This is a genomic window from Caulobacter sp. BE254, assembly GCF_031457295.1.
Classification (GTDB): Bacteria; Pseudomonadota; Alphaproteobacteria; order Caulobacterales; family Caulobacteraceae; genus Caulobacter.
This window is the reverse complement of sequence record NZ_JAVDWJ010000002.1, coordinates 71957-91910: the sequence shown is the minus strand read 5'-3', so window position 1 is coordinate 91910 and position 19954 is coordinate 71957. Positions and strand designations below refer to the sequence as shown.

The 19954-nt window shown below is 68.2% G+C and carries 14 protein-coding genes and 1 pseudogene; 6 read left to right on the top strand and 9 right to left on the bottom strand.

Going from position 1 to position 19954, the window contains the following annotated elements:
- Positions 1-216 precede the first annotated feature (216 nt).
- The 3 genes from J2X41_RS04535 to J2X41_RS04525 all read left to right on the top strand — a co-directional run bounded on the left by J2X41_RS04535 (position 217) and on the right by J2X41_RS04525 (position 3664).
- Entirely contained in the window at positions 217-2529 is a 2313-nt protein-coding gene (locus tag J2X41_RS04535) for a hypothetical protein (RefSeq protein ID WP_310079954.1), read from the top strand.
- Positions 2530-2732: 203 nt separating this feature from the next.
- Positions 2733-3188, top strand: a complete 456-nt coding sequence (locus J2X41_RS04530) for a glucuronosyltransferase (protein ID WP_310079953.1) — start codon at positions 2733-2735, stop codon at positions 3186-3188.
- Positions 3131-3664, top strand: coding sequence for a glycosyltransferase (locus tag J2X41_RS04525; RefSeq protein WP_404979873.1), 534 nt, complete (start codon positions 3131-3133; stop codon positions 3662-3664). The genes J2X41_RS04530 and J2X41_RS04525 overlap by 58 nt, the downstream gene beginning before the upstream one ends.
- Before the next feature lie 12 nt (positions 3665-3676).
- On the opposite strand, the gene J2X41_RS04520 is transcribed toward J2X41_RS04525, so the two are convergent.
- Entirely contained in the window at positions 3677-4816 is a 1140-nt protein-coding gene (locus J2X41_RS04520; protein ID WP_310079950.1) for a glycosyltransferase family 4 protein, read from the bottom strand.
- Between the two features lie 251 nt (positions 4817-5067).
- On the opposite strand from J2X41_RS04520, the gene J2X41_RS04515 reads away from it, so the two are divergent.
- Entirely contained in the window at positions 5068-6150 is a 1083-nt protein-coding gene (locus J2X41_RS04515; RefSeq protein WP_310079949.1) for an acyltransferase, read from the top strand.
- 240 nt (positions 6151-6390) lie between these two features.
- Here the strand turns inward: J2X41_RS04515 and J2X41_RS25250 are convergent.
- From J2X41_RS25250 to J2X41_RS04500, 4 genes and pseudogenes are all read right to left on the bottom strand, one after another.
- Positions 6391-6855: pseudogene (locus J2X41_RS25250) on the bottom strand (O-antigen ligase family protein); the annotation flags it as partial.
- Positions 6856-7546: 691 nt separating this feature from the next.
- Positions 7547-9574 (bottom strand): acyltransferase family protein, encoded by a 2028-nt coding sequence (locus J2X41_RS04510; RefSeq protein WP_310079948.1) that lies wholly within the window; start codon positions 9572-9574, stop codon positions 7547-7549.
- 166 nt (positions 9575-9740) lie between these two features.
- Positions 9741-10811 (bottom strand): glycosyltransferase family 4 protein, encoded by a 1071-nt coding sequence (locus J2X41_RS04505; RefSeq protein ID WP_310079946.1) that lies wholly within the window; start codon positions 10809-10811, stop codon positions 9741-9743.
- Between the two features lie 58 nt (positions 10812-10869).
- Complete coding sequence (locus tag J2X41_RS04500; protein WP_310079945.1) at positions 10870-12042, bottom strand: acyltransferase; 1173 nt, start codon at positions 12040-12042, stop codon at positions 10870-10872.
- Between the two features lie 239 nt (positions 12043-12281).
- Here J2X41_RS04500 and J2X41_RS04495 point away from each other — a divergent pair, with 239 nt between their 5' ends.
- The gene (locus J2X41_RS04495; RefSeq protein WP_310079944.1) at positions 12282-13043 is read left to right on the top strand and encodes a polysaccharide lyase; all 762 of its coding nucleotides are present in this window, start codon (positions 12282-12284) and stop codon (positions 13041-13043) included.
- Between the two features lie 72 nt (positions 13044-13115).
- Positions 13116-14144 (top strand): glycosyltransferase family 2 protein, encoded by a 1029-nt coding sequence (locus tag J2X41_RS04490; protein WP_310079943.1) that lies wholly within the window; start codon positions 13116-13118, stop codon positions 14142-14144.
- 6 nt (positions 14145-14150) lie between these two features.
- On the opposite strand, the gene J2X41_RS04485 is transcribed toward J2X41_RS04490, so the two are convergent.
- The 4 genes from J2X41_RS04485 to J2X41_RS04470 form a co-directional block, all read right to left on the bottom strand.
- Entirely contained in the window at positions 14151-15596 is a 1446-nt protein-coding gene (locus tag J2X41_RS04485; protein WP_310079942.1) for an oligosaccharide flippase family protein, read from the bottom strand.
- 81 nt (positions 15597-15677) lie between these two features.
- A complete protein-coding gene (locus J2X41_RS04480; RefSeq protein WP_310079941.1) occupies positions 15678-17624 on the bottom strand; it encodes an acyltransferase family protein in 1947 nt (648 codons plus the stop codon).
- On the bottom strand, positions 17617-18633 hold the full coding sequence (locus J2X41_RS04475) for a glycosyltransferase (protein ID WP_310079940.1): 1017 nt from the start codon (positions 18631-18633) through the stop codon (positions 17617-17619). The genes J2X41_RS04480 and J2X41_RS04475 overlap by 8 nt, the downstream gene beginning before the upstream one ends.
- The gene (locus J2X41_RS04470) at positions 18630-19949 is read right to left on the bottom strand and encodes a hypothetical protein (protein WP_310079939.1); all 1320 of its coding nucleotides are present in this window, start codon (positions 19947-19949) and stop codon (positions 18630-18632) included. The genes J2X41_RS04475 and J2X41_RS04470 overlap by 4 nt, the downstream gene beginning before the upstream one ends.
- Positions 19950-19954: the final 5 nt, after the last annotated feature.

The following is a 19954-nucleotide window of genomic DNA, read 5'->3' as shown; positions in this document are numbered from 1 at the left end:
AGTTTGAACAACAAGCGCGTCAGGATTCTGGCGGCCGGGCTTCGAAATGAAAAAGCGCCTACGCGCTGGGCGCCGTGTAGGCTCTGTACAGGTGAAGCTTGCCATGGGGTTCCGTTGACCGATGACTGGGAAAAGCCTTTAGACGGCGGGCTGATGTACAGCCCCGGCCAAGACGCGCTTGGAAGCCCGGGGACGAGTGTGTTCAGGAGTTGCATAATGCTTTCGGCGCTCGTCCTGGCTCTTCTCGCCTTGGCCGCGGATCAATCGGGTCCTGGCGCCGCTTCGACGAAGGTTGTCGCGCCGCCGGTGGCCGAGGCGACCGCCCAAGCCTATTCGTGGCGCCCGGTGGCGATCGGCGGCGGGGGCTTCATCACGGGATACAGCGCCGACGCAAGGGGTTTGACCCGCACCGTCAGAACCGACGTCTATGGCGCCTATCTCTGGCAACCCGAGGCGAACCGCTGGCTTCAACTGGTCACGACGGCGAGCATGCCCTCGGAGGATCACAAGCCGATGACGCTGAACGAAGGCGTCTACGAAGTCGCGGTCGCGCCCTCCGATCCGGATCGGATCTACATGGCGATCCACGGCGGGGTCTATCGGTCGAGCGACCGCGGACGCAGCTTCGTTCGGACCGGCCTTCCGCCGGTGACCTTCGACGCCAATAGTCCGTTTCGGCACTATGGCCCATTCATGAGCGTGTCGCCCCGGGATCGCGACCTCGTGCTCCTGGGCTCCCCGAATGACGGCTTGTGGCGATCGGAAAACGGCGGCCGCGACTGGGCCAGGGTCGCGACGGCGCCGGGCGGGCTCGGCCCCGGGCGCGCGGCGGTGGCGCCCAGGCCAGGGCTGGTGGTGTGGTTCTCGCCGGACGGCGCGCAGATCTGGGCAATGTCGGCCGGGAACGGGGTTTCGCGTTCGCTTGACGGCGGCCGTACCTTCGCGCCCCTGGTCTCACCACGAGATCCTCAGCCGACCAGCCTGCGCCACGGCGCCTTCGGCCTCGACGGCGCGTTCTACGGCGTCGATCACGACGACAAGAAAATCTGGAAGTTCTCGGGAAGGGCTTGGGAAGACCTTACGCGGACGGCCGGCGTGACCCCGGCGCCGTTCGGCAGCGTCGCCGTCAACCCGGCCGATGGTTCGATCTACGTCTTCGACGAAGGCGGTCATGCGATCCGCAGCGACGATGGGGGGCGGCGGTGGTCTCGCGTCCTCACCGGCGCGCGGGTCGGGAAGGGTGACCCGCCTTGGCTGCGCGTGGCCGACCAGGGCTATTTCGCCACAGGCCAGGTGGTGTTCGATCCCGTGGTCCGAGGTCGGCTCTGGAACGCCGCCGGCACAGGCGTCTATTTCGGCGATATCGCCAAGCCCCTTGGAAACATCACCTGGGAGAGCCAGGCCCGAGGCATCGAGGAACTGGTCGCCAACGACGTCAGCGCCGCGCCAGGCCAGCTGCCGCTGTTCGCGGCCTGGGATTTCGGCATCCATCGACGCGACGATCTAGGGAAGTTTTCGACCGGCTACGGCCCCAGGGAGCGGGTGCTGATCGCCGCGCAGCAGCTGGACTGGACGCCGGCCCAACCTGGCTTTTTCGTCACGAACGCCTCGGACACCCGCACCGACTGCTGCTCGGAGGACGGCGACGCCGTGCTGGCGGGCTACAGCGAGGATGGCGGCAAGACCTGGTCGAAGTTCGCGACCTTGCCGCGACCACCCGGAACGGCGCTGTCCGATCCCTGGCGCATGGCGTTCGGAACGATCGCGGTCGCGGCCGACGACGCCCGCAACATCGTCTGGGCGCCCACCCACAACCGGTCGCCCTTCTACACCACCGACATGGGGCGGACCTGGCGACGGGTGGTCTTGCCCGGCGAACGGCTGCCCGACACCGGCTCGCACGCCGACTATTACTTCCACCGCAAGACGCTGGCCGCCGACAAGGTGTTGGCCAGGACCTTCTACCTGGTCCACAGCGGCGATGGTCTCAATCCGGGTCTCGCGGGCCTGTGGCTCACCCGGGACGGCGGCGCCGACTGGTCGAGGATCTACAAGGGCGAGATCGCGCCGGGCAGCCGCTACAGCGCCAAGCTCAGGGTTGTTCCAGGCCATGCGGGCCATCTTTTCTTCACTTCAGGCGTATCCGACCCGGGCGATAGAGCCCTGCGACGGTCCGTCGACGGCGGTCGGACCTGGGTCGCGCTGCGTCGCGTGCAGGCGGCGCATGACATCGCCTTCGGCAAGGCTGCGCCTGAACATGATTATCCGGCCATTTATGTTACAGGGCGGATTGACGGTCGCTACGGTGTGTGGCGATCGATAGACAATGCGGTGAACTGGGTGCGGATCGGCGAGTTTCCCGTCGGCGCTCTTGATGAAGTCGTCGTCATGGACGCAGACAAGGACGTGTTCGGTCGTGTCTATCTCGGCTTTAAGGGGTCCGGCTGGCGGTTTGGGCAGCCTTCCGCGTGTAAAGCTGAGCCTTACACGTTTGGAGGCGATGAAGAGTGCTATTTTTTGGGATCGTGAAGCGTGCTTGGCCTTAATTTCGAGCCAAAATGTTTCAATGGCATTTCTTAAGGCCGAGCCTTGCTTATACTCGCCGGCGGGGAGGCTTGGCATCGGGTCCGCAGAACACCTTTGGGGAATGATGAGGCCATGATCGACCGCCCGCTGCGTGCGGAGGCAGGATTGGGGTTGGGCCGGTCGAGCCCGACAGGGCCCCTGCGCCCATGACGGCGCCTAGACTCCTTCTCGTCGCGTCCGCCGGGGGGCATTGGGTCCAGCTTTCGCGGCTGGTCGCGGCCTTCGAAGGCTTTGACGTACAATGCGTCACGACGCTCAAGGGCGCGCGCGCGCCTTGCGGCGGGCGGCCGGTCGCCATCGTGAGAGACGGGTCCCAGACGGATCCCATGGCCTTGCTGGTCATGTTCGCGCAGGTGCTGTTCATCGTGCTGAAGTTCCGCCCGTCCACGATCGTGACCACGGGCGCCGCGCCTGGCGTCTTCGCCGTGCGGCTGGGCAAGCTGTTGGGCGCGCGGACCATCTGGATCGACAGCATCGCCAATTCCGAGAAGCTTTCCCTGTCCGGCCGGCTCGTGCGCAAGCACGTGGACCTGTGCTTGACCCAATGGCCCCACCTCACGGACGCCTATCCGGACGTGCAATGCTTCGGGTCGGTCATTTGATACTGCTGTCCGTAGGCACCCAACTTCCGTTCGACAGGCTGGTGCGGACGGTCGACGACTGGGCGATCGCCACCGGGCGGTCGGACGTGGTCGCGCAGATCGGTCCTTCGACCTATGTGCCGCGCTCGCTGAAGGCCTTCCCGTTCCTGGCCCCCCAGGCCTTTCAGGAACTGCAATTGAACGCCACGATCATGATCAGCCACGCGGGGATGGGGTCGATCCTGACGGCGTTGGAATACGGCAAGCCGATCATCATCATGGCCCGCGATCACCGGCGCGGCGAACATCGCAATGGGCACCAGCTGGCGACCGCCGAGCGTTTCAAGGCCGTTCCAGGGATCTATGTCGCGTCCGACGAATTCAGCCTGGTCGAGCATCTGACCCGCCTGGCCGAGTTGACGGGCTCGGAGAGATTGTCGCCGCATGCGCCGGCCAGTTTCACGGATCGGCTGCGCGACTTTATTCTTCGCCCCTGAACGGCAACGGCGTCAGTCGAACAGTTCGGCCAGCTGTCGCCCGATCTGCGGCCAGGCGAGGGCTTGGCCCAGCAGGACGCGGCCGCGAGCCGCCCGATCGGACCACTCGGCCTTGGGCGTGGCGTAGAAGGCCAGGATCGACCGGGTGACGCCATCGAGGTCGACGGGCGTGGGGATCTCGACCGCCGCGAGGCCGGCGGCGATCAGATCGGCGATGCCGCCCGCCGGCGCCGCGATGACGGGTCGACCCGCCATCCCCGCGATCACGGCCACGCCGCTTTGCGAATTGAAGTCGGTGTAGGGCATGAGCAGGGCGTCGCAGGCCGCGAGAAGTTCATCGACCCGCTCGTCCGCGATGAAACCCGTCTCCATGATCAGGCCGTCGGGGCAGCGCGCGGCGATCGCCTGGCATTCGTCGAGATAGGTCGGATCGTTGGGGTCCCTGCCTCCGGCCACGATCATCCGGACGGGGCAGCCGGCCGAGCGCGCGGCGATGACAGCCTCCATCGCCAGGGCGACCTGCTTGTTCCGGCGGATCGTGCCGAAGGCCAACAGCAGGTTTGAGCCCGGCGCCGGTCCCGCGGCCGGAACGTCGAAGGCGCCATGTGGCGTCACCACGATCTTGTCGGTGGGCACGTCGAATGACCGGACCAGCGGGGCCCGGCCCGCTTCCGACAGCACGACGATCACCGAGGCGCAGCCGTAGACGAGCCGATACCCCGTGCGCTCCAGCCAACGCCAGCGCGCGGGCAGGCTCCAGGAATGGGGCTCGGGGTCGTGGCAGACGAAGACGACCTTGGCGCCGGTCAGCCGCAGCAACATCAGCGGCCAGATCGCGAAGACGAAGGGGTCGGGGATGCTGACGATGAAACGGTTGCTGGCGAAGCGCGCCGCCAGCAGCGCACCCAGGCCCCCTGCCACGCGGGCGAGCGAAAGAAACGCACGGCGCGGGCGCGAGCCTCCGTCGATCAGTTCCCGGACCGGGCGGATGCGGCGGACATTGCCGAGACGGGCGGTGCGGTCTTCCGGATAGCCCGCCGGCGCGATGAACAAGACCTCGCTTCCCGCCGCGGCCAGGCCTTCCACAAGCCCTTGGGCGTAGAGGCCGACCCCCGAGCGCCAGGCCCGCGTATAGACGACGATCGGCTTCAACGGTGGCGACCCCGATATTCGAATGGAATGGCGCCGGCCCAGTCGGACTGGGCCGGCGCCAGAGCCTTATCGCGCGACGAAGGCTTCCGCCAATAATCCGTCGCCTCGATCGCGCGGGAACGCACGGGCGGCCTTTGAACCGCGCATTCCCGGCGTGGTCCGACCGTCAGGGCGTCCCAGCGGGCGCCATCGCTTTCCAACACGCCTTGGGCGCGATAGTCAGAAACCTCTTCCCTGATGTTGGAGCCCGAATGGGACGCTACCTGCCGCAGATCGACGGGCTCCGCGCCGTGGCGGTGTCGGCGGTCGTGATCGACCATTGTTTCGGACCGCGGATCCTGGTCGGCGGCCACATCGGCGTCGACATCTTCTTCGTCATCAGCGGCTTCCTAATCACGGGCCTGCTGGTCGAGGAAATCGATCGCGACGGACGCGCATCGCTGCGCGACTTCTATCTCAGGCGTTTCCTGCGGATCATGCCGGCCTTGCTCGGGGTGTCGCTCTTCGTCGTGGCGGCGCTGCTGGCCGGATCCCTTGTGGCCAGGCGGCTGGACCTCTGGGGCGAGTTGCGCAACGTGCTCTACACCTTGGCCAGCATCATGAATTGGGCCAGGGCGGCCGGCTGGACGGGGGGAGGCTTCCTGGGCCACGCCTGGTCGCTGAGCGTGGAGGAGCAGTTCTACCTGGTTTGGCCGCTGCTGTTGAACGCGACGGCCGGACGGCTCGATCGCCGGCGATATGCGATGGTGCTGATCGGGGCGATGCTGGCCCTGGCGGCCTGGCGAGGCTTCCTGGCCTGGGACGGCGCCAGCGCCGATCGCCTGTATAATGGGACAGACACGCGCGCTGACGGCCTGCTGCTGGGCGCGGCCCTGGCCCTGTCGGGGGTGCGGCGCCTGCCGGCCATCCTGCTTAAGCTCTGGCCCGTTCCACTGCTTTGCCTGGCCGTGGTCGCGGTTTCGACGCCCTGGTCCGCGCCGCTCCTGGCGTATGGCGGTTTCACCTTGGTGGCGCTTTGCGCGGCCTGGCTGGTGGCCCTGGCCGTGGACGATCGCGCCCCGTTCGTCCCGTGGCTCAAGTCGCCGTTCGCACTGTGGATAGGCAAGAGGTCCTACAGTCTTTACCTCTGGCACTATCCGATCCTGATAATCTTTTCGTTCGCGGGCATGCGCTCGCGGCTCACCGACGTCGTGACGGTCGTGGCCTCACTCGTGGCCGCGCACCTGTCCTATGGGCTGATCGAGCAACCCTTCCTGCGCTTGAAGGGGCGTTTCCAGGATCTCTGGGGCAAGCGCGCGCGGGGCGAACGAGGGGTACCGAACTCCGCCCCCTAGCCAGGGCAGGAGCCGCGGCGGGTGCGTCGGCCGCTTCTTCAGATAGACATAGTAGGCGGCGATGAAGATCGCCGACAGCACGGTCGAGGATCCAGACCACAGGTCTGGGGCGATGACGCCCAGAAGGGTGCAGGCGCAACCGGCCAAGGCCAGACCGTCGGCGTCCGCCCGCTCGAAGCCCAGGGCCTGGAGGAAGAAGCCGGAAAAGGCGCTGATGGCGCTGATGACCATGAAGATGATCAGCCCGATGACGCCACCGGTGTAGAAAACCCCCACCGCGCCGATATCCGAGAAGAAGAAGGTGGTCGTCGCCATCAGGTTGATGGTGTCGTCGCGGCTGCTGGCCAGCCCGACGCCGAACAGCCAGTAGTCCCGCGCGAAGTATTTGGTGGCCTCGTAGGACAGCGAGCGGATCGTGGCCGAGGAGTCGTTGCTGCCGAACATGTCGTAGGGCCGGAACGCTTGATCGTTCAGGCCGATGATCAACACCAGGGACACGACGAAGAAGGCCAGGAAGCAGAGGACTCCGACCCGCCTGGTGTTTCGCAGCACGACGTAGGTGACGAGGGCGAAGATCGTGACCGCGGTGACCGCGCGGAAGTAGGAAAGCCAGATGCCGGCCGCGAACAGGCCGAAGGTCAACAGATAGAGCCACTTCTTGGCGACGAAGGCTCGGGTGAACGACAGGCATAGGCCGAACACCATCAGGGACGACATCATCGCGAAACGCGAGGGACGGCCAAGCCGCAGGTCGGCGGCGATGAACAGCTTTTCCGCGCCGGGATCCGTCGGGGCCTTCAGGCCTCCGAGGCCGAGACTAAGCGCCAGATAGAAAAGAGCGTAGACCAGCGCCACCCCGAACAGGACGTTGATCAGGGTCTTGCGCTCGAGGTTGACCAGGGCGGCGACGAAGATGACCGAGGAGAACAGCCCAATATAGACGGATATGGCGTTGAGGTTGGCGTCGCGCCCCCAGGCGGTCGAGAACCAATAGACCTGCGAGGCGGCGTAGATGGTCGCGACCACGCTCCACAGGACGATGCCGTACTGGCGATGGACGATGCAGATGGCCGAGGCCAGGCCAAGGGTCAGCAGCTCCAGGCCCAGGGCGACCGTGCGACCGTTGGGACCGGCGTAGAAGCTGATCCGGCCCTGGTGCGCTACGAACGCGATCAGGAATATCACCAGCGCGATCGTTGTCGCCAGCCTGGCCAGCCATGGCTTCGGTGTGGCGGTCGTTTGCACGAAATCGGCTTTACTGGAGTGGCTGAAGGACGGCGCGGCGATCGCTTCCGATCGCGGCGAATTGGTATCAGTGCGCATCAAGTCAGGCAACATCGGGGCGCCTTCAGGTCGCCGCGATGGTCGCGTCGTCCAATCGGTGCGCACCGCCGGGTCAACGGCGCTCGATCCGCTCCAGAGCCGTCGGCGTCGTGCGCAAGCTGAAACCTTCCGTGGCCGCGCCGGCCCCCGTCGCGGTCAGGTGCTGGAAGTCGAAATAGTAGAGCGTGTCGGGCGCGCCGTAGCGGCAGCCTTCCTGTCCGCACAGCCGCGCTTTCGTGTCGAAGAAGGTGACGCCAGGGCGCACATTCGCGACCGAGCGCAGGAGGGGCGTGGCGGGATCCTCGAAGATCTCTTGGCCGTGGGCGGCGAACACGCCGGGCGTGCGTGCGAACCAGTGCTGCGCCGTTGCTCTGGCGGGGATCATGTCGCCGACGACGCGGCTGTAGGGATCGAACCGGAAGGACGGGACGTCGTCGACCAGGACCACGCGCCGCCCGGCCGCCGTCAGGCGCGCCACCGTGGCGTCCAGGGCGCCGGCCAGCGGAACAGTCGCGCCCTTGCCGTCGGTCAGCGTCATGTCCGAGGGCCAATAGCTGGCCAGCACGACGACCTCGATCTCCGGATGGCGCTCGACATAGGCGAAGGCCTCGCGCTGGAAGGCCTGGCACTGCGCCAGGTGACCCGTGCGGCCCGGCTCCTCCCGGGCGAAGCCCCACAGCGGCGGGCACGAGGACTTAGTGATCTGCCCGAAGCCGAAACCCTCGCGCGCCGCCGCCGCCTTGAAGCCGGGCGCGATCGCGCTGCCGTGACTGTCGCCCAACACCAGGACACGGCGACCTGCGGAGGCCGGCAGGCAGGTCGCCGGGTTCCGAGGCGATACGGCCCCGTAGGGCGCCAGGCAGGGATCGACCCTGGCCTCGCTGACCGTCCGGGACATTTGCCGCACGGCCGGCGAGAACCGGCCCGGCCAGCCGTCGGTCAGGAAGAAGAGCAGGGCGGGCAGCGCGATCAGCACCGCGACCGCGCCGTAGCGCGCGAGGACGGCTTTCTCCCCCAGGACGCGGCGACGGAAGGGCTGTTCCACCCATCGCCACGAGGCCACGGCCGGGACCAGGGACAGCACCAGCAGCGCGATCGGCGGCAGGCCCTTGCCGTCCGGCGCAAGGATCCGGTTCAGGAAGAACAGCGGCCAGTGCCACAGGTACCAGGAATAGGAGATCTTGCCGATGAAGACGAAGGGGCTCCAGGACAGGACCTGGCGGTTGAACAGGCTGCCGGGCGCAGCGATCAGGATCGCCGTGGCGACCGTTGGGATCAGGACGTACCAGCCGGGAAAGGCGTAGGTGGGCTGGTAGAGCGCCATGGCCGCCACCAGGGCCGCCACGGCGGCGATCGCCACCAGGTCGGCGATCGGTCGCGGGATCGTCCAGGTGTTCGCCCGGCGTTCGGACAGCGCCAGGATCGCGCCCAGGCCCAGTTCCCAGGCGCGGGTCGGCAGCAGGTAGAAGGCGGCCTTCGGGTTCAGGTGCGTCAGCGCGATCGAGCCGGCGAACGAGACCACGGTCCCGAGGATCAGGATCGGCATGAACAGCCGCGGCCTGATCCTCAGGCACAGCAGCACCAGGATCGGGAAGATGATGTAGAACTGCTCCTCGACGCCCAGCGACCAGCTCATCAGCAGCGGCAGGTGGTCGGAGGCCGGGTCGAAATAGCCGCCGGCGGTGTAGAACAGGAGGTTGGAGGCGCCGAAGACGGCGGCGAAGGCCTCCTTGCCCAGTTCCCGCAGCTCGAGCGGCGTCAGCAGCAAGGCGCCCAGGCCGAACAGGATGGTCAGCAGCACGTAGAGGGCAGGCAGGATGCGCCGCACCCGCCGGGCGTAGAACCGCGAGAACCGAAACTCGCCGGCGACGGCTTCGCGGAAGACCTGGCCGCCGATCAGGTAGCCGGAAATGACGAAGAACACGTCCACGCCGATGAAGCCGCCGAGCAGTCCGTGGAAGCCGGCGTGGAACACCACGACGGCCAGCACGGCGATCGCGCGCAGGCCGTCGATGTCCGGCCTGTAGGCCCCGGTCAAAGCAGTTGGCGAACCGGCGGGCTCGGGGGCGCGGACGGCGTTGGGCGCGGCTTCCTGGATCATGCGGGTCCGGTTGTCTTCGCTCGGCCGGCGCGAGGCAAGGCGTGAAGAGCTCCGCGGCGCGGGCGGGCCACGCACGACGCCCCAGCGAGGCGGAAATCGCCTGCGGCCGCCCGCCCGTTGGGCGCAACGCCAGGAACGCGAAGCCTGGCCTGGACGGCGGACACGGTCACAGCGACCTGTAAAGCTCGGCGAACCGCTCGGCGCAGGCCGCCACGGAGAAATGCGCCTCGAACCGCCGCAGTCCCGCCTGGCCATAGGCGGCGCGTCGCTCGGGCGACAGGATCAGGGCGGCCAAGGCTTGGGCCAGTTGCGCCGCGTCGTCGGGCTCGACCAGCAGGCCGGTCTCGCCGTCGAGGACCTGCTGGGGAATGCCGCCGATCCGGGTGGACACGACGGGAAGCCCGCGGGCCATGGCTTCCAGGATGGCCACGGGCTGGTTCTCGGCGCGGGAGGGCAGGACCAGCAGGTCGGCGCCGCGCAGCACCTTGTCGGCGCCGGCCTCGTCGACCCAGCCCGGAAAGGCGATCCAGTCGATCACGCCCGCGCGCCGGGCGTGGGCGCGGGCCGTCTCCAGGTCGCCGTTGCCGCCGATCGTGGCGGTGAAGGCCAGGCCGTCGGCCTTGAGCCGGGCCAGGGCGTCGATCAGCACGTCCACCCCCTTGCGGTGGCCCACCTCGCCCAGGAAGGCGATCGCCGGCACGGCGTTCGGCGGGCGCGCGACGGCGGGGGCGGCCGGCACGCCGTTGGGGATCTCGACCACTTTGGCGGCGGGCAGCCGCAGTTCGGTCAGCATGAACCGCTTCCAATGGTCGCCCAGGGCCACGACCGCGTCGGCCCGCGCGAAGAAGGCCCGCACCGCGGCCTGATGCTTGGTCGGCAGGTCGGCGTAGAACTCGTCATAGCCGCTGCCGTGCAGGTGCAGGACCGTTCGCATGCCCAGGGCCTTGGCCACGCCTTGGTAGAGTTGCTTGCGCAAGGTCGATCCGCGCGGCGCGACATTGAGGTGCGCGACGTCGATGCGTCCGGCGGCGCATTTCACAGCGAAGGCCGCGAGGGCGAACGGGGCGGTGAGGTGCTTGAGCACGGCGTTGTCGCTGTATCGCGAGCGATAGACATGCGTCTCGATGTCGGGAATGTGCGCCCGGATATGACGCGTCAGATAGGCCGTCACCCGCACGATCCCGCCGTGGCCCGAAAGACCTTCGGGAATGACGATCGCAACTCGTTTTCTTTTCACCAGGGCGTCCGTGCTTTGGCCGGGGCGTGTCTTCGGCGGGAAGGCGTGAACAGCTGACCTATCCTTGGCTTTGCCCGGGCGGCTGCGGGGTCGTCAAGGACAAGCCCGCGCTCGGGGCCGGCGCCAGCGCCAGCGACGCGTCCGTGATCACCGTTCTAGGCTCGCTCCGGCGGCCGAAGGCGGATAGGCGGCCGAGTAGCCATTTTTCGACCGTCAGGTGGATGACCAGGGCCGTCGCCACGGCCGAGAGCGCCAGGATCACGAACATCGCTTCGGCCGGAAGGGGCAGGCGCTTCAAAACGCGCAGGGCCAGGGAGGCCAGAGGCTGGTGGATCAGGTAGAGGACATACGAGGAGCCGCCGGCGGCCTTCCAGAAGCCGGGCGCGGGCATGGTCCAGGTCGCTTCGAGCCGAACCAGGCCGCCGATCAGCACCGCTGCGCCCAACAACAGCCCGATCGCGCCGAGCGGACCCAGGACATCGACCTCGTGCGGTACGCCCCGGCCGAACATCCACTCGATGCCGCACAGCAGCAGCATAAGGCCGCCGCCCAGGCCGATCAGCGGCCAGGGCCGCGAGGCGCCGGGCGCGCCGGCGTTGGCCGCCACGATCATGCCCAGGCCAAAGCCCAGGTTCAGCGTACTGGTCAGGACCGACCAGGACCCCATCCAGGGCACGGTGTCCACGCCGGCGGCCAAGGCGTAAAGACCGGCGGCCATGCTGATCGCGATCCAGACGCCGATGGCCCAGAACGCCTTGGGACCGAACCACAGGGCCAGGGCGAACAGGGCGTAGAACACCATTTCGTGGCGCAGGGTCCAGGAAATCGACAGGATGGCGTTGGCGTGAGGCAGCAGCAACAGGTCGGCCGCCACGCCCAGGGGCGTCAGTTCGCGCTGGCCGGCCATCGACGGGCTGACCAGAAAAGCCAGCAGCATGGCCAGGGAAACGGCCAGGAACATCGGAAACAGGCGCACGGCCCGTTTCACGAAGAACCGCCCCACAGCGCCGGCCTGTCCCAAATCGGCGCGGTGGACGTGATAGATGATGAAGCCGCTCAGCACGAAAAAGTATGGGACGCCGACATGGCCCGGCCGGAAGATGTCGCCGAAGACCGTCACGCCGCGAAAGTCGGCGATCACGCCTGTGTAGTGGAACAACATGACGCCCAAGGCGGCGAAAAAGCGCCCAGCCTCCAGGGAAATCAATTTGTTGCCGCCGGAGCGCGCCATTATAGATCCCCGTCCCTCAGTCGAGCCCGGCGGTGATTGCCCGTTCATCCAGCGATGCTCGTTTTTAAGATCGTATATGCGAAAGTCGTACGTTGTAGTGTCTAGCGGCGGGTTAGACGAAGTTCCGATAGGGACAGTTCGCGCCCCTTTTCAGGCGAGGCCCCATGTCTGACTTCAAGACTCATGCCGCCGAACGGAAGCGGCGGCGCCGGTGGATCGCATTGATTTTGGGCGGGAGCTTGGCCCTGGGTTCGATCGTGGCGGCGGCGGCGATGTCCACGCAGGAGGGGCGGGAGGTGGTCGTCGACGCGGCCGACGCGCTCAAGTCCGTGCCGCGTCACCTGCGGACCGAAAGCAATCCCGAACTGATCCGCGCTGAGAACCCGCGGTTCCAGGTGCAGAACGCCGGCCAGCCGTGGAACTACGCCGTCAAGGGCGCCTCGGCCCGCTTCGAGGTCCGTCCCGGCGACAGCCTGCCCGGCGACGGCAAGATCAAGGAGCGCTCCGAGATCGCGACCTCCCTGCGGATGAAGCCCGGCCAACCCTATGAGGTCTCCTTCAATCTGATGATCGAGCCGGGGCCGCCAAACACGGCGCGGTGGATGACCCTCAGCCAGATCCAGTCCACGCCCGATCCGGGCGAGCCGGGACATAGCCCGCCGTTCGCGATCGAGATGGTCGGCGAGCGCATGCGGATCATCACGCGCGACGATCCCAGCCGCGTGGCCAGCCGCGAGACCACCACCTATCACGCGCACTACACCGACAGCCAACCGATCGAGCGCGGCCATTGGTACAGGATGCGCATTCGGGTGAAGTTCGGCCCGTCCGGCGACGGCTTCCTGCAGGTCTTCCGCGACGGCCAGCGACTGGTCGATTATCAAGGCCCCCTGGGCTTCGAGGACATCGTCGGCCCCTACTGGAAGCAAGGCGTCTACCGGGAGGCGGCCAAGGAGCCTTTCGCCGCCAATTTCAGGAATCTGAGCATCAAGCCGCTCTAGGCGAGCCTGGCGCGGTTTGCGCGGTGTCGCATCGGAGACGAGGTGGAAGGTCGAGATGACGGTGGAGTTCGCGTGACGCAAGGCCAAGCCAATCCCCGGGTCGCCGCGATCATCCTCAATTGGCGGGCCCCCGCCGACACCGTCCAGTGCGCGCTGAGCGCCGCGGGTTTGGACCACGAGAACCTGGACATCATCGTCTGCGACAACGCCTCCGGCGACGGCTCCTTCGAGGCGATTCAGTCCGGCCTGGCCGAGCAGCTCCCCGCGGTGAACCAGCAGCGCGTCGCCCGCGGCATGCGGCCCTTCGTCCAGGCGGCGCTGGAAGCCTCGACCCTGGCCGCCCCGCCGCGCGGCGACGATGCGACTCGCCGGCTCTGGGTGGTCCAGACCGGGCGCAACGGCGGCTATGCGGCGGGCAACAATGTCGGCGCCCGCCTGGCCCTGGCCGAACCCGACGTCGAGTACGTCTGGATCCTCAACAACGACACCCTGGTGGAGCCCGACGCCCTGACCAAGCTGCTGGAGCGCATGGCCCAGGACCCGACCGTCGGCATCTGCGGCGCCAAGGTGGTCTATCTCGAGACGCCGGATCGCGTGCAATCGTTGGGGGGCGGGCGCTTCCTGCGCGGCCGGGCCCGCTGCGAGCTGCTGGGCAAGGGAACCCCGGCCGACGCCCCGGTCGACGCCGCCGCCATCGAGGCCAGTCTCAGCTACGTCAACGGCGCGGCGGCCCTGGTGCGGCGCAGCCTCATCGAGACCGTCGGCTACATGGACGAGGGCTATTTCCTTTATTGGGAGGAGATCGACTGGGCGGTCCGGGCCGCCGGCCGCTTCCGCCTGGGCTATTGCGACGCCGCCAAGGTCTATCACCGGGTCGGCATGTCGATCGGCACCAGCGACGAAGGCCAGTCCTCGATGCTGTCGGACTTTTACCTGACGCGCAGCAAGTTCCGCTTCCTGCGGCGGCACTATCCGGGGCTGGTGGTCCTGGCCTTGCCGAACCTGGGTCGGGCGGTGCTCCGCGAGCTGCGGGCCGGCCGTCGCGACCGGGCCCGCAACCTGCTGGTCGCCGCGGCGGGCGGGCGCTATTCGCCGGGCTGAGCGGGATCAGGCGCGGGAGCGCGCGAACCGGCCCTTCAGGCGCCGACCTTCCTCCACCAGGGGGTGACGGCACAGCACCAGGGTGACGGCCCAAAGCGCCACGCCCAGGGCGACGGCGGCGGCCACCTGCCAGAGGGGCACGGCTGGATCGCCATGGACGGCCAGCATCAACGCGCCGGCGGGCGCGACGGCCGCCAGGGCCAGCAGCAGCGAGCGGCCGTAGATCGGCACGATGTCGGCGGTCGCGGTCTCCGTCAGACGCGCCAGGGGCGGCCGGTACATCAGGATCGCCGTCGCCGCATCGGCCAGGCGCGCCGCGGCTGCGCCCAGGAGGCCGCCGAAGAACGCGCCGCCGGTGAAATAGGCCAAGCTCAGGCCCGCGCGGCGGTACTCGATCTTGACCTGCAGCTTGGTCTCGTCGCGGATGACGAACACCTCCCAGGTCATGGTCACGCAGGTCAACAGCACGCCGGCCAGCGCCAGCATCGACAGCAGCGGGGCGGCCCCGGTCCATTTGGGACCGTACAGCAGGTGGACCAGCGGGCCCGACAGCACGGCGATGCCGGCGAAGGCGGGCCAGAGCAAGGCGGTCATGTTGGCCAGTATGCCCAGATAGGCGTCGCGCAACGAGCCGGCCTTGCGCTGCTGCTCGGCCAGGTCGGCGAAGACCACCTTGGTGAAGACCGTGTGGATGTTGTCCCAGATCACGCTGTGCAGCGAGGCGGCGCGCGAGAACAGGCCCAGGGCGCCGAGGCCCAGGATCCGCCCGAGGATCAGCTCGCCCAGGCGGGTCGACAGCGTGTTGACCCCGCCGATCGCCACCATCCGCAGGCCGAAGGTCATCACCGTTCGCCAGCGGGCCAGGCTCAGGCGCAGCGCGAAGTGGCGAAAGCCGAAGGCATTGAGGATGGCCACGGCGGTGATCGCGCCCGCCAGATTCCCCCAGGCCATGCTCATGTAGCTGTGGCCGGCCAGCACGCCCAGGATCGTGACGCCCGAGGCGACGGCCGCCTTGCCGGCCGAGGCCATGGCGATCTTGGAGAACTGAAGTTCGCGCTGTAGCAGGCCCGATGGACGCAGCTCGAAGATGCTCACCAGCGGGGCGACAGCGATCAGGGCCATCACCGATCCGACCCCCGGCTCGGAATAGACCCGCGCGGCGACAAAGCTGGCGGCGTAGACCAGCAGGGCCAGCAGGGTGTTCAGCGCGGCGTTGACCGTGAACACCGTGTCGACCAGCGCCTTGTCCAGCTCCGGCTCGCGCACCAGCAGGCTCAGCAGGCTGAAGGTCTGCAAGGTGGCCAGAAGGCCGTTGGTGGACAGGGCCACGGCGTAGACGCCCACCTCGTAGGGCGAAAGCAGGCGGGTGACCACGATCTGGGTGCCGAACTGCAGGCCAAAGAACAGGAGCTGCGCCCCGGCGCTCCAGATCAGATTGCGCCTAATGGACATCGAGCGCGGGCTCCGATTGCGCGCGCCCGCCGGTGGGCGACGCCAGGCCGGGCATAGGACGGCCGCGATGCGCCGTCGAGGTCATCGGGCCTGGCTCCGGACTTCGACGCCCAGATTCATCCGCCGCGCCACGACCCGCGACCCCGACTGGCTGAAGTGATCGTTGTCGAGATAGAGCGAGCGACCGGCGCTCACGACCTGGCAGCGCCGGGCGTCGCAGAGAACCTCGTCGAAGCCGATGACCGGGACGATTCCCCGCCTTTCCACCTCCGCCAGGAACTTCAGCACGGGCGCGCGGCGCCGGGCGTACTCGTCGCGGTCGATGGCGCAGTTGGCGGTCGGAAAGACCGACCACAGCCCGGCGTGCAGCCGGTCGACGCAACGCCCGATATTATACGGCGCCGAGGGCGGCGGGGCGACCAGCACCACGCGCTTGCCCTGCCGACGCAGCGCCTCGACAGTGCGGGCGAGGCCGGCCAGCAGCCGCGTGTCGTCTTGGGCGAACTCTTCCAGCCCGCCTGGCGTTTGGGCCAGCACGCGCCAGTCTCCGTCTTCGGCGCCGGCCACGTACTGGGTCAGGGCGCTGGAGAGGACCACGGTGTCGATCTCGGGACGTCGGCCCAGATCGTTCAGCACCTGGCGATTGAAGCGCATGCAGCTTTCCGCCCAGGGGCGGTGGTAGAGCGCGCCGTTGACCGGAGCCATGTCGAGGAACGGTCCGCAGACGGTGCGGGTCGCCTGGGCCACGCCGCCCGGCGCGGTCTCGGCCAGGCCGCCGGCCAGGTGCATGCCGAACGAGTCGCCCCACACCAGGGTCTTGGAGCCAGGCGCGGTCTGGCAGGCGGATTCGCGTTGGAAATCGTCCTTGAACACGCAGCGTTCGTTCAGGCCGACATTCCAGTCCCGGTCCGGCAGGTTCGGGTGCGGCGCGTGGCGGGCCCACAGCACCGAGGCGCCGACGACCACGACGGGGATGGCGATCAGGATGGCGATGGCGCGTCCGTCGACCTTGAACCGTCGCAGCGGCTGCTCGACCAGGCGGTACTGGATCTCGGTCAGCACCAGGGCGAGGACCACCAGCAGGGCGTTGACGACCCAGGGTACGGGACCGACGAAGACGTTGTTGGCGAAGGCGAACAGCGGCCAGTGCACCAGATAGAGCGAGTACGAACGGTCGCCGATCGGGATCAAGGGGGCAAGGGCGCGCGCCGGTCGGACGATCTGGCCGCTGATCAGCAGGTTGGCGGTCGCCAGGCAGGCGACGCTGGCGGCGAGACCAGGATGTCCGCGCTGGTCGAAGACGAAGGGGATGACCAGCAAGGTCAGGGCGCACAGCGGGCGAAGCCAGAAACCGGCCTTGTCCAGCGTGACGCCGCGCCGGACGATCATCGCGGCCACCGACCCCAGGCCCAGCTCCCAGGCGCGGGTCGGCATGAAATAGAACGCCGCCGACGGGCTGCGTTGGACGGCGTAGAGGCAGAGCGCGGCGCTGGCGGCCGTCAACAGGACGCCGGCTATGGGGCGCAGCCGGCGCGGGCAGATCACCGTCAGCAGCGGCAGGATGAGGTAATACTGCTCCTCGATGGCCAGGGACCACATGTGGAGCAGGGATTTGAGGGCCGCGCCGCTATCGAAATAGTCGATCTGCCGCCAGAGGATGAAGTTGGTGGTGAAGGTGAAGGATCCAGCCAGTTGCTGGACGAACTTCGCGTATTCGAACGAATCCAGCAGGAGAGGGGCGACCGCGGCAGTGACAACCAGGGTGGCATAGCTGGCAGGCATCAGGCGGCGGATCCGCCGCGCGTAGAAGTCTCGGAAGCTGAACCGTTCAGCCTCGGCCTCTCCCTCGATGATGCGCATCATCAGGTAGCCGGAAATGACGAAGAAGATGTCGACGCCCAGGAAGCCGCCCGGCAGATAGATCAGGTGGGCGTGGTCCACCACGACGAGCAGGATCGCCAGGGCGCGCAACGCCTGGATGTCGGGGCGGATGATCGAAGGCGGAGACGCCGCGGCCTGACTAGTCATGCCGGCTGGCGGGCTGGGCCAGGGTGACGGCCTCGAGCGCCTGGGCCGGCGCGACCCGTCGCCGGAAGAAGCCGGTGATCAGGCTCCAGGCGCCGACGTTCCAGGCGACCAGCGAATAGAGTCCCAGGCTGGGCGATCCGCGTCGCCAGCTCAGCAGCGCCAAGGGCCCCAGCAGCAGCAGGGCGAAGGCCGCGGCGCGGGTGGCCAGTGGGAAGGGCGCGACCAGGCAAGCGATCAGCAGCGCCCACCAGGCCATCACCGCCAGGCTGTTGCGGATGTGCCCCAGGCGGCGGAGCACCAGCGGCAGGTGCGGTCGGCCCAGCGCGCCGCGCAGCACCTCGCCGGCCGCGCCCGCATAGCCCGACTTCAACCGCCGCCAGAGCAGGCGATAGCCCTCGGTCTGGTGGCCGTAGTGGTCGACGGCGGGATGGTCGATCCGCGCCAGCTTCCAGCCCTGGGCGCTCAGGCGGGCGGCCAACTCGAACTCCTCGAAGGCGTGCAGGTTGCGATCGGCGAAATGGCCGACCTGGCGCACGGCCGCCACGCGGTAGAGGCCGCCGCAGTCGAGCCGATCGACCGGGCCCGGTCGCCAGTTGCGATCGTTGTTCACGGCGCTCGCCCGGATCTGGAACTCGTGGCCTTCGACGTTCATCTCGCGGACCAGGCCGCCGACCGCCGCCAGGTCCGGATTGGCCTCCAGATGCGCGATCGCGGCGGGCAGGAAGCCGGGGTCCAGCACCATGTCGCCGTCCAGCAGATAGAAATAGTCGCCATCCGCCTGCTGGAAGGCCAGTTGCGCGCCGGCCCCGCACGAGCGTTCGGACGGGTCAGCCAGTTGGACGATGCGGACGGGCAGGGTCGAGGCGATCTCCAGGGTCCGGTCGGTGGAGCCGGAATCGGCCAGGACCACCTCGCCGCCGAACGGCTCGGCCGCGCGCAGGGCGCTGGTCAGCGCCTCGGCGATGCGCTGTTCCTCGTTCAGAGCCTTGACGCCGATGGTCAGCTTCATGGCTGGAGCTCCGCCAGGGCGACCGCCCGTCCGGCTCCGTTTCGCCAGCGCGCTGTCTCGCGCCAGATCCACAATGCGAAGACCGCCTCGCCCAGCAGCACGCCCCCCAAGGAATAGAGCGGGCCGCCCAGGATCAGCAGCGCCAGGACCCCGACCAGGGAAACGCCGCACGAGATCATGCTGGCGTGGGCCAGCGGCTTGAACTGGCCGGCGGCCTGCAGCAGGACGCTTTCAGCCGTCCGGGCCGTGCGCACGCCGGCGATGGCCAGCCACAGCAGGGTTCCGATCATCAGATAGTTTCTGTCGTAGTGCTTGGGGAACAGCAGGGTCGGTCCATAATGCATCAGGGCCAGCGCCGCGAGCACGGTCGCCGCCCAGGCCGCGATCAGCATGATCCGAAAGAAGCGCATGGTGGCCAGCGCCTCGCGTCCGTCGTCCCGCGCCAGCTGGCGGGCCATCTGTGGACGCTCGAATTCGGTCAGGGCGTTGGTGACCACGCTGATCGGCCGCATCAGCAGGGCGCTGGCGGCCAACGGCGCGAACGCCGTGGCGCCGCTGATCAGGGTGACGATGTAGGCGTGGGCGTTGGCGGTGGCCTCTGTCGTCAGCACCCCGGTCAAGGACCAGCCGGAATGCTCGCGCCACACCCGCGTGTAGTCGGCGACGGCCTTGAGCGAGAATTCACCGAACTGCTGCTTGAGGTAACCGAGGCCGAACGGCGCCAGGCTCAGCGCCGCCCCGGCGACCAGGCTGGCGTAAGCCGGCGCGGCGGAGGCGGCGTGGGTGACGGCCACCAGGCCGACGCCGGTCAGCAGCACGACGGTGTAGATGATGTCGGACGTCATGGTCCGCCACGGCCGGCCCGTGGCGTAGGCGTAGGCCCGGGCGAACCAGCGCAGCAGCATCGCCATCGCGTAGGCGGCGAACAGCAGGCTGGCCGCGAGATCGGCGTGCAGGATCGCGCCCAGCCCGGCGAAGACCGCGAGGGCGACGAACGCCAGCGCCAGGTTCGTCGACATCAGGCAGCGGCGCATCGGACCGTCACGGACTTCCTCGCCCGACAGCAGGATCGGCATGGGCGCGCAGAACAGCGCGCTCCATAGTCCCAGGCTGAACTGGGAGGCCACCAACAGGAACGAGAAGGCTCCGAAGGCGCCGGGATCCAGCATGTGCAGCAGTTGCACGGAGACGACGAACTGAGCGCCGGCGCTGCCCACCGGTCCGATGGACGCCAGTCCGTAGCGCAGGGTCTTGCCGACCAGGCGCGCCAGCGGCGGCCGCTCCGGTCGCGGCGATGCGGAATCAGGGGCAGGCATGGCGT

What these genes read in the sequence shown, in the direction of transcription:
- J2X41_RS04535 (WP_310079954.1), top strand. Translation starts at nt 217, where the DNA reads ATGCTTTCGGCGCTCGTCCTGGCTCTTCTCGCCTTGGCCGCGGATCAA.
- J2X41_RS04530 (WP_310079953.1), top strand. Translation starts at nt 2,733, where the DNA reads ATGACGGCGCCTAGACTCCTTCTCGTCGCGTCCGCCGGGGGGCATTGG.
- J2X41_RS04525 (WP_404979873.1), top strand. Translation starts at nt 3,131, where the DNA reads ATGGCCCCACCTCACGGACGCCTATCCGGACGTGCAATGCTTCGGGTC.
- J2X41_RS04515 (WP_310079949.1), top strand. Translation starts at nt 5,068, where the DNA reads ATGGGACGCTACCTGCCGCAGATCGACGGGCTCCGCGCCGTGGCGGTG.
- J2X41_RS04510 (WP_310079948.1), bottom strand. Translation starts at nt 9,574, where the DNA reads ATGATCCAGGAAGCCGCGCCCAACGCCGTCCGCGCCCCCGAGCCCGCC.
- J2X41_RS04500 (WP_310079945.1), bottom strand. Translation starts at nt 12,042, where the DNA reads ATGGCGCGCTCCGGCGGCAACAAATTGATTTCCCTGGAGGCTGGGCGC.
- J2X41_RS04485 (WP_310079942.1), bottom strand. Translation starts at nt 15,596, where the DNA reads ATGTCCATTAGGCGCAATCTGATCTGGAGCGCCGGGGCGCAGCTCCTG.
- J2X41_RS04480 (WP_310079941.1), bottom strand. Translation starts at nt 17,624, where the DNA reads ATGACTAGTCAGGCCGCGGCGTCTCCGCCTTCGATCATCCGCCCCGAC.
- J2X41_RS04475 (WP_310079940.1), bottom strand. Translation starts at nt 18,633, where the DNA reads ATGAAGCTGACCATCGGCGTCAAGGCTCTGAACGAGGAACAGCGCATC.
- J2X41_RS04470 (WP_310079939.1), bottom strand. Translation starts at nt 19,949, where the DNA reads ATGCCTGCCCCTGATTCCGCATCGCCGCGACCGGAGCGGCCGCCGCTG.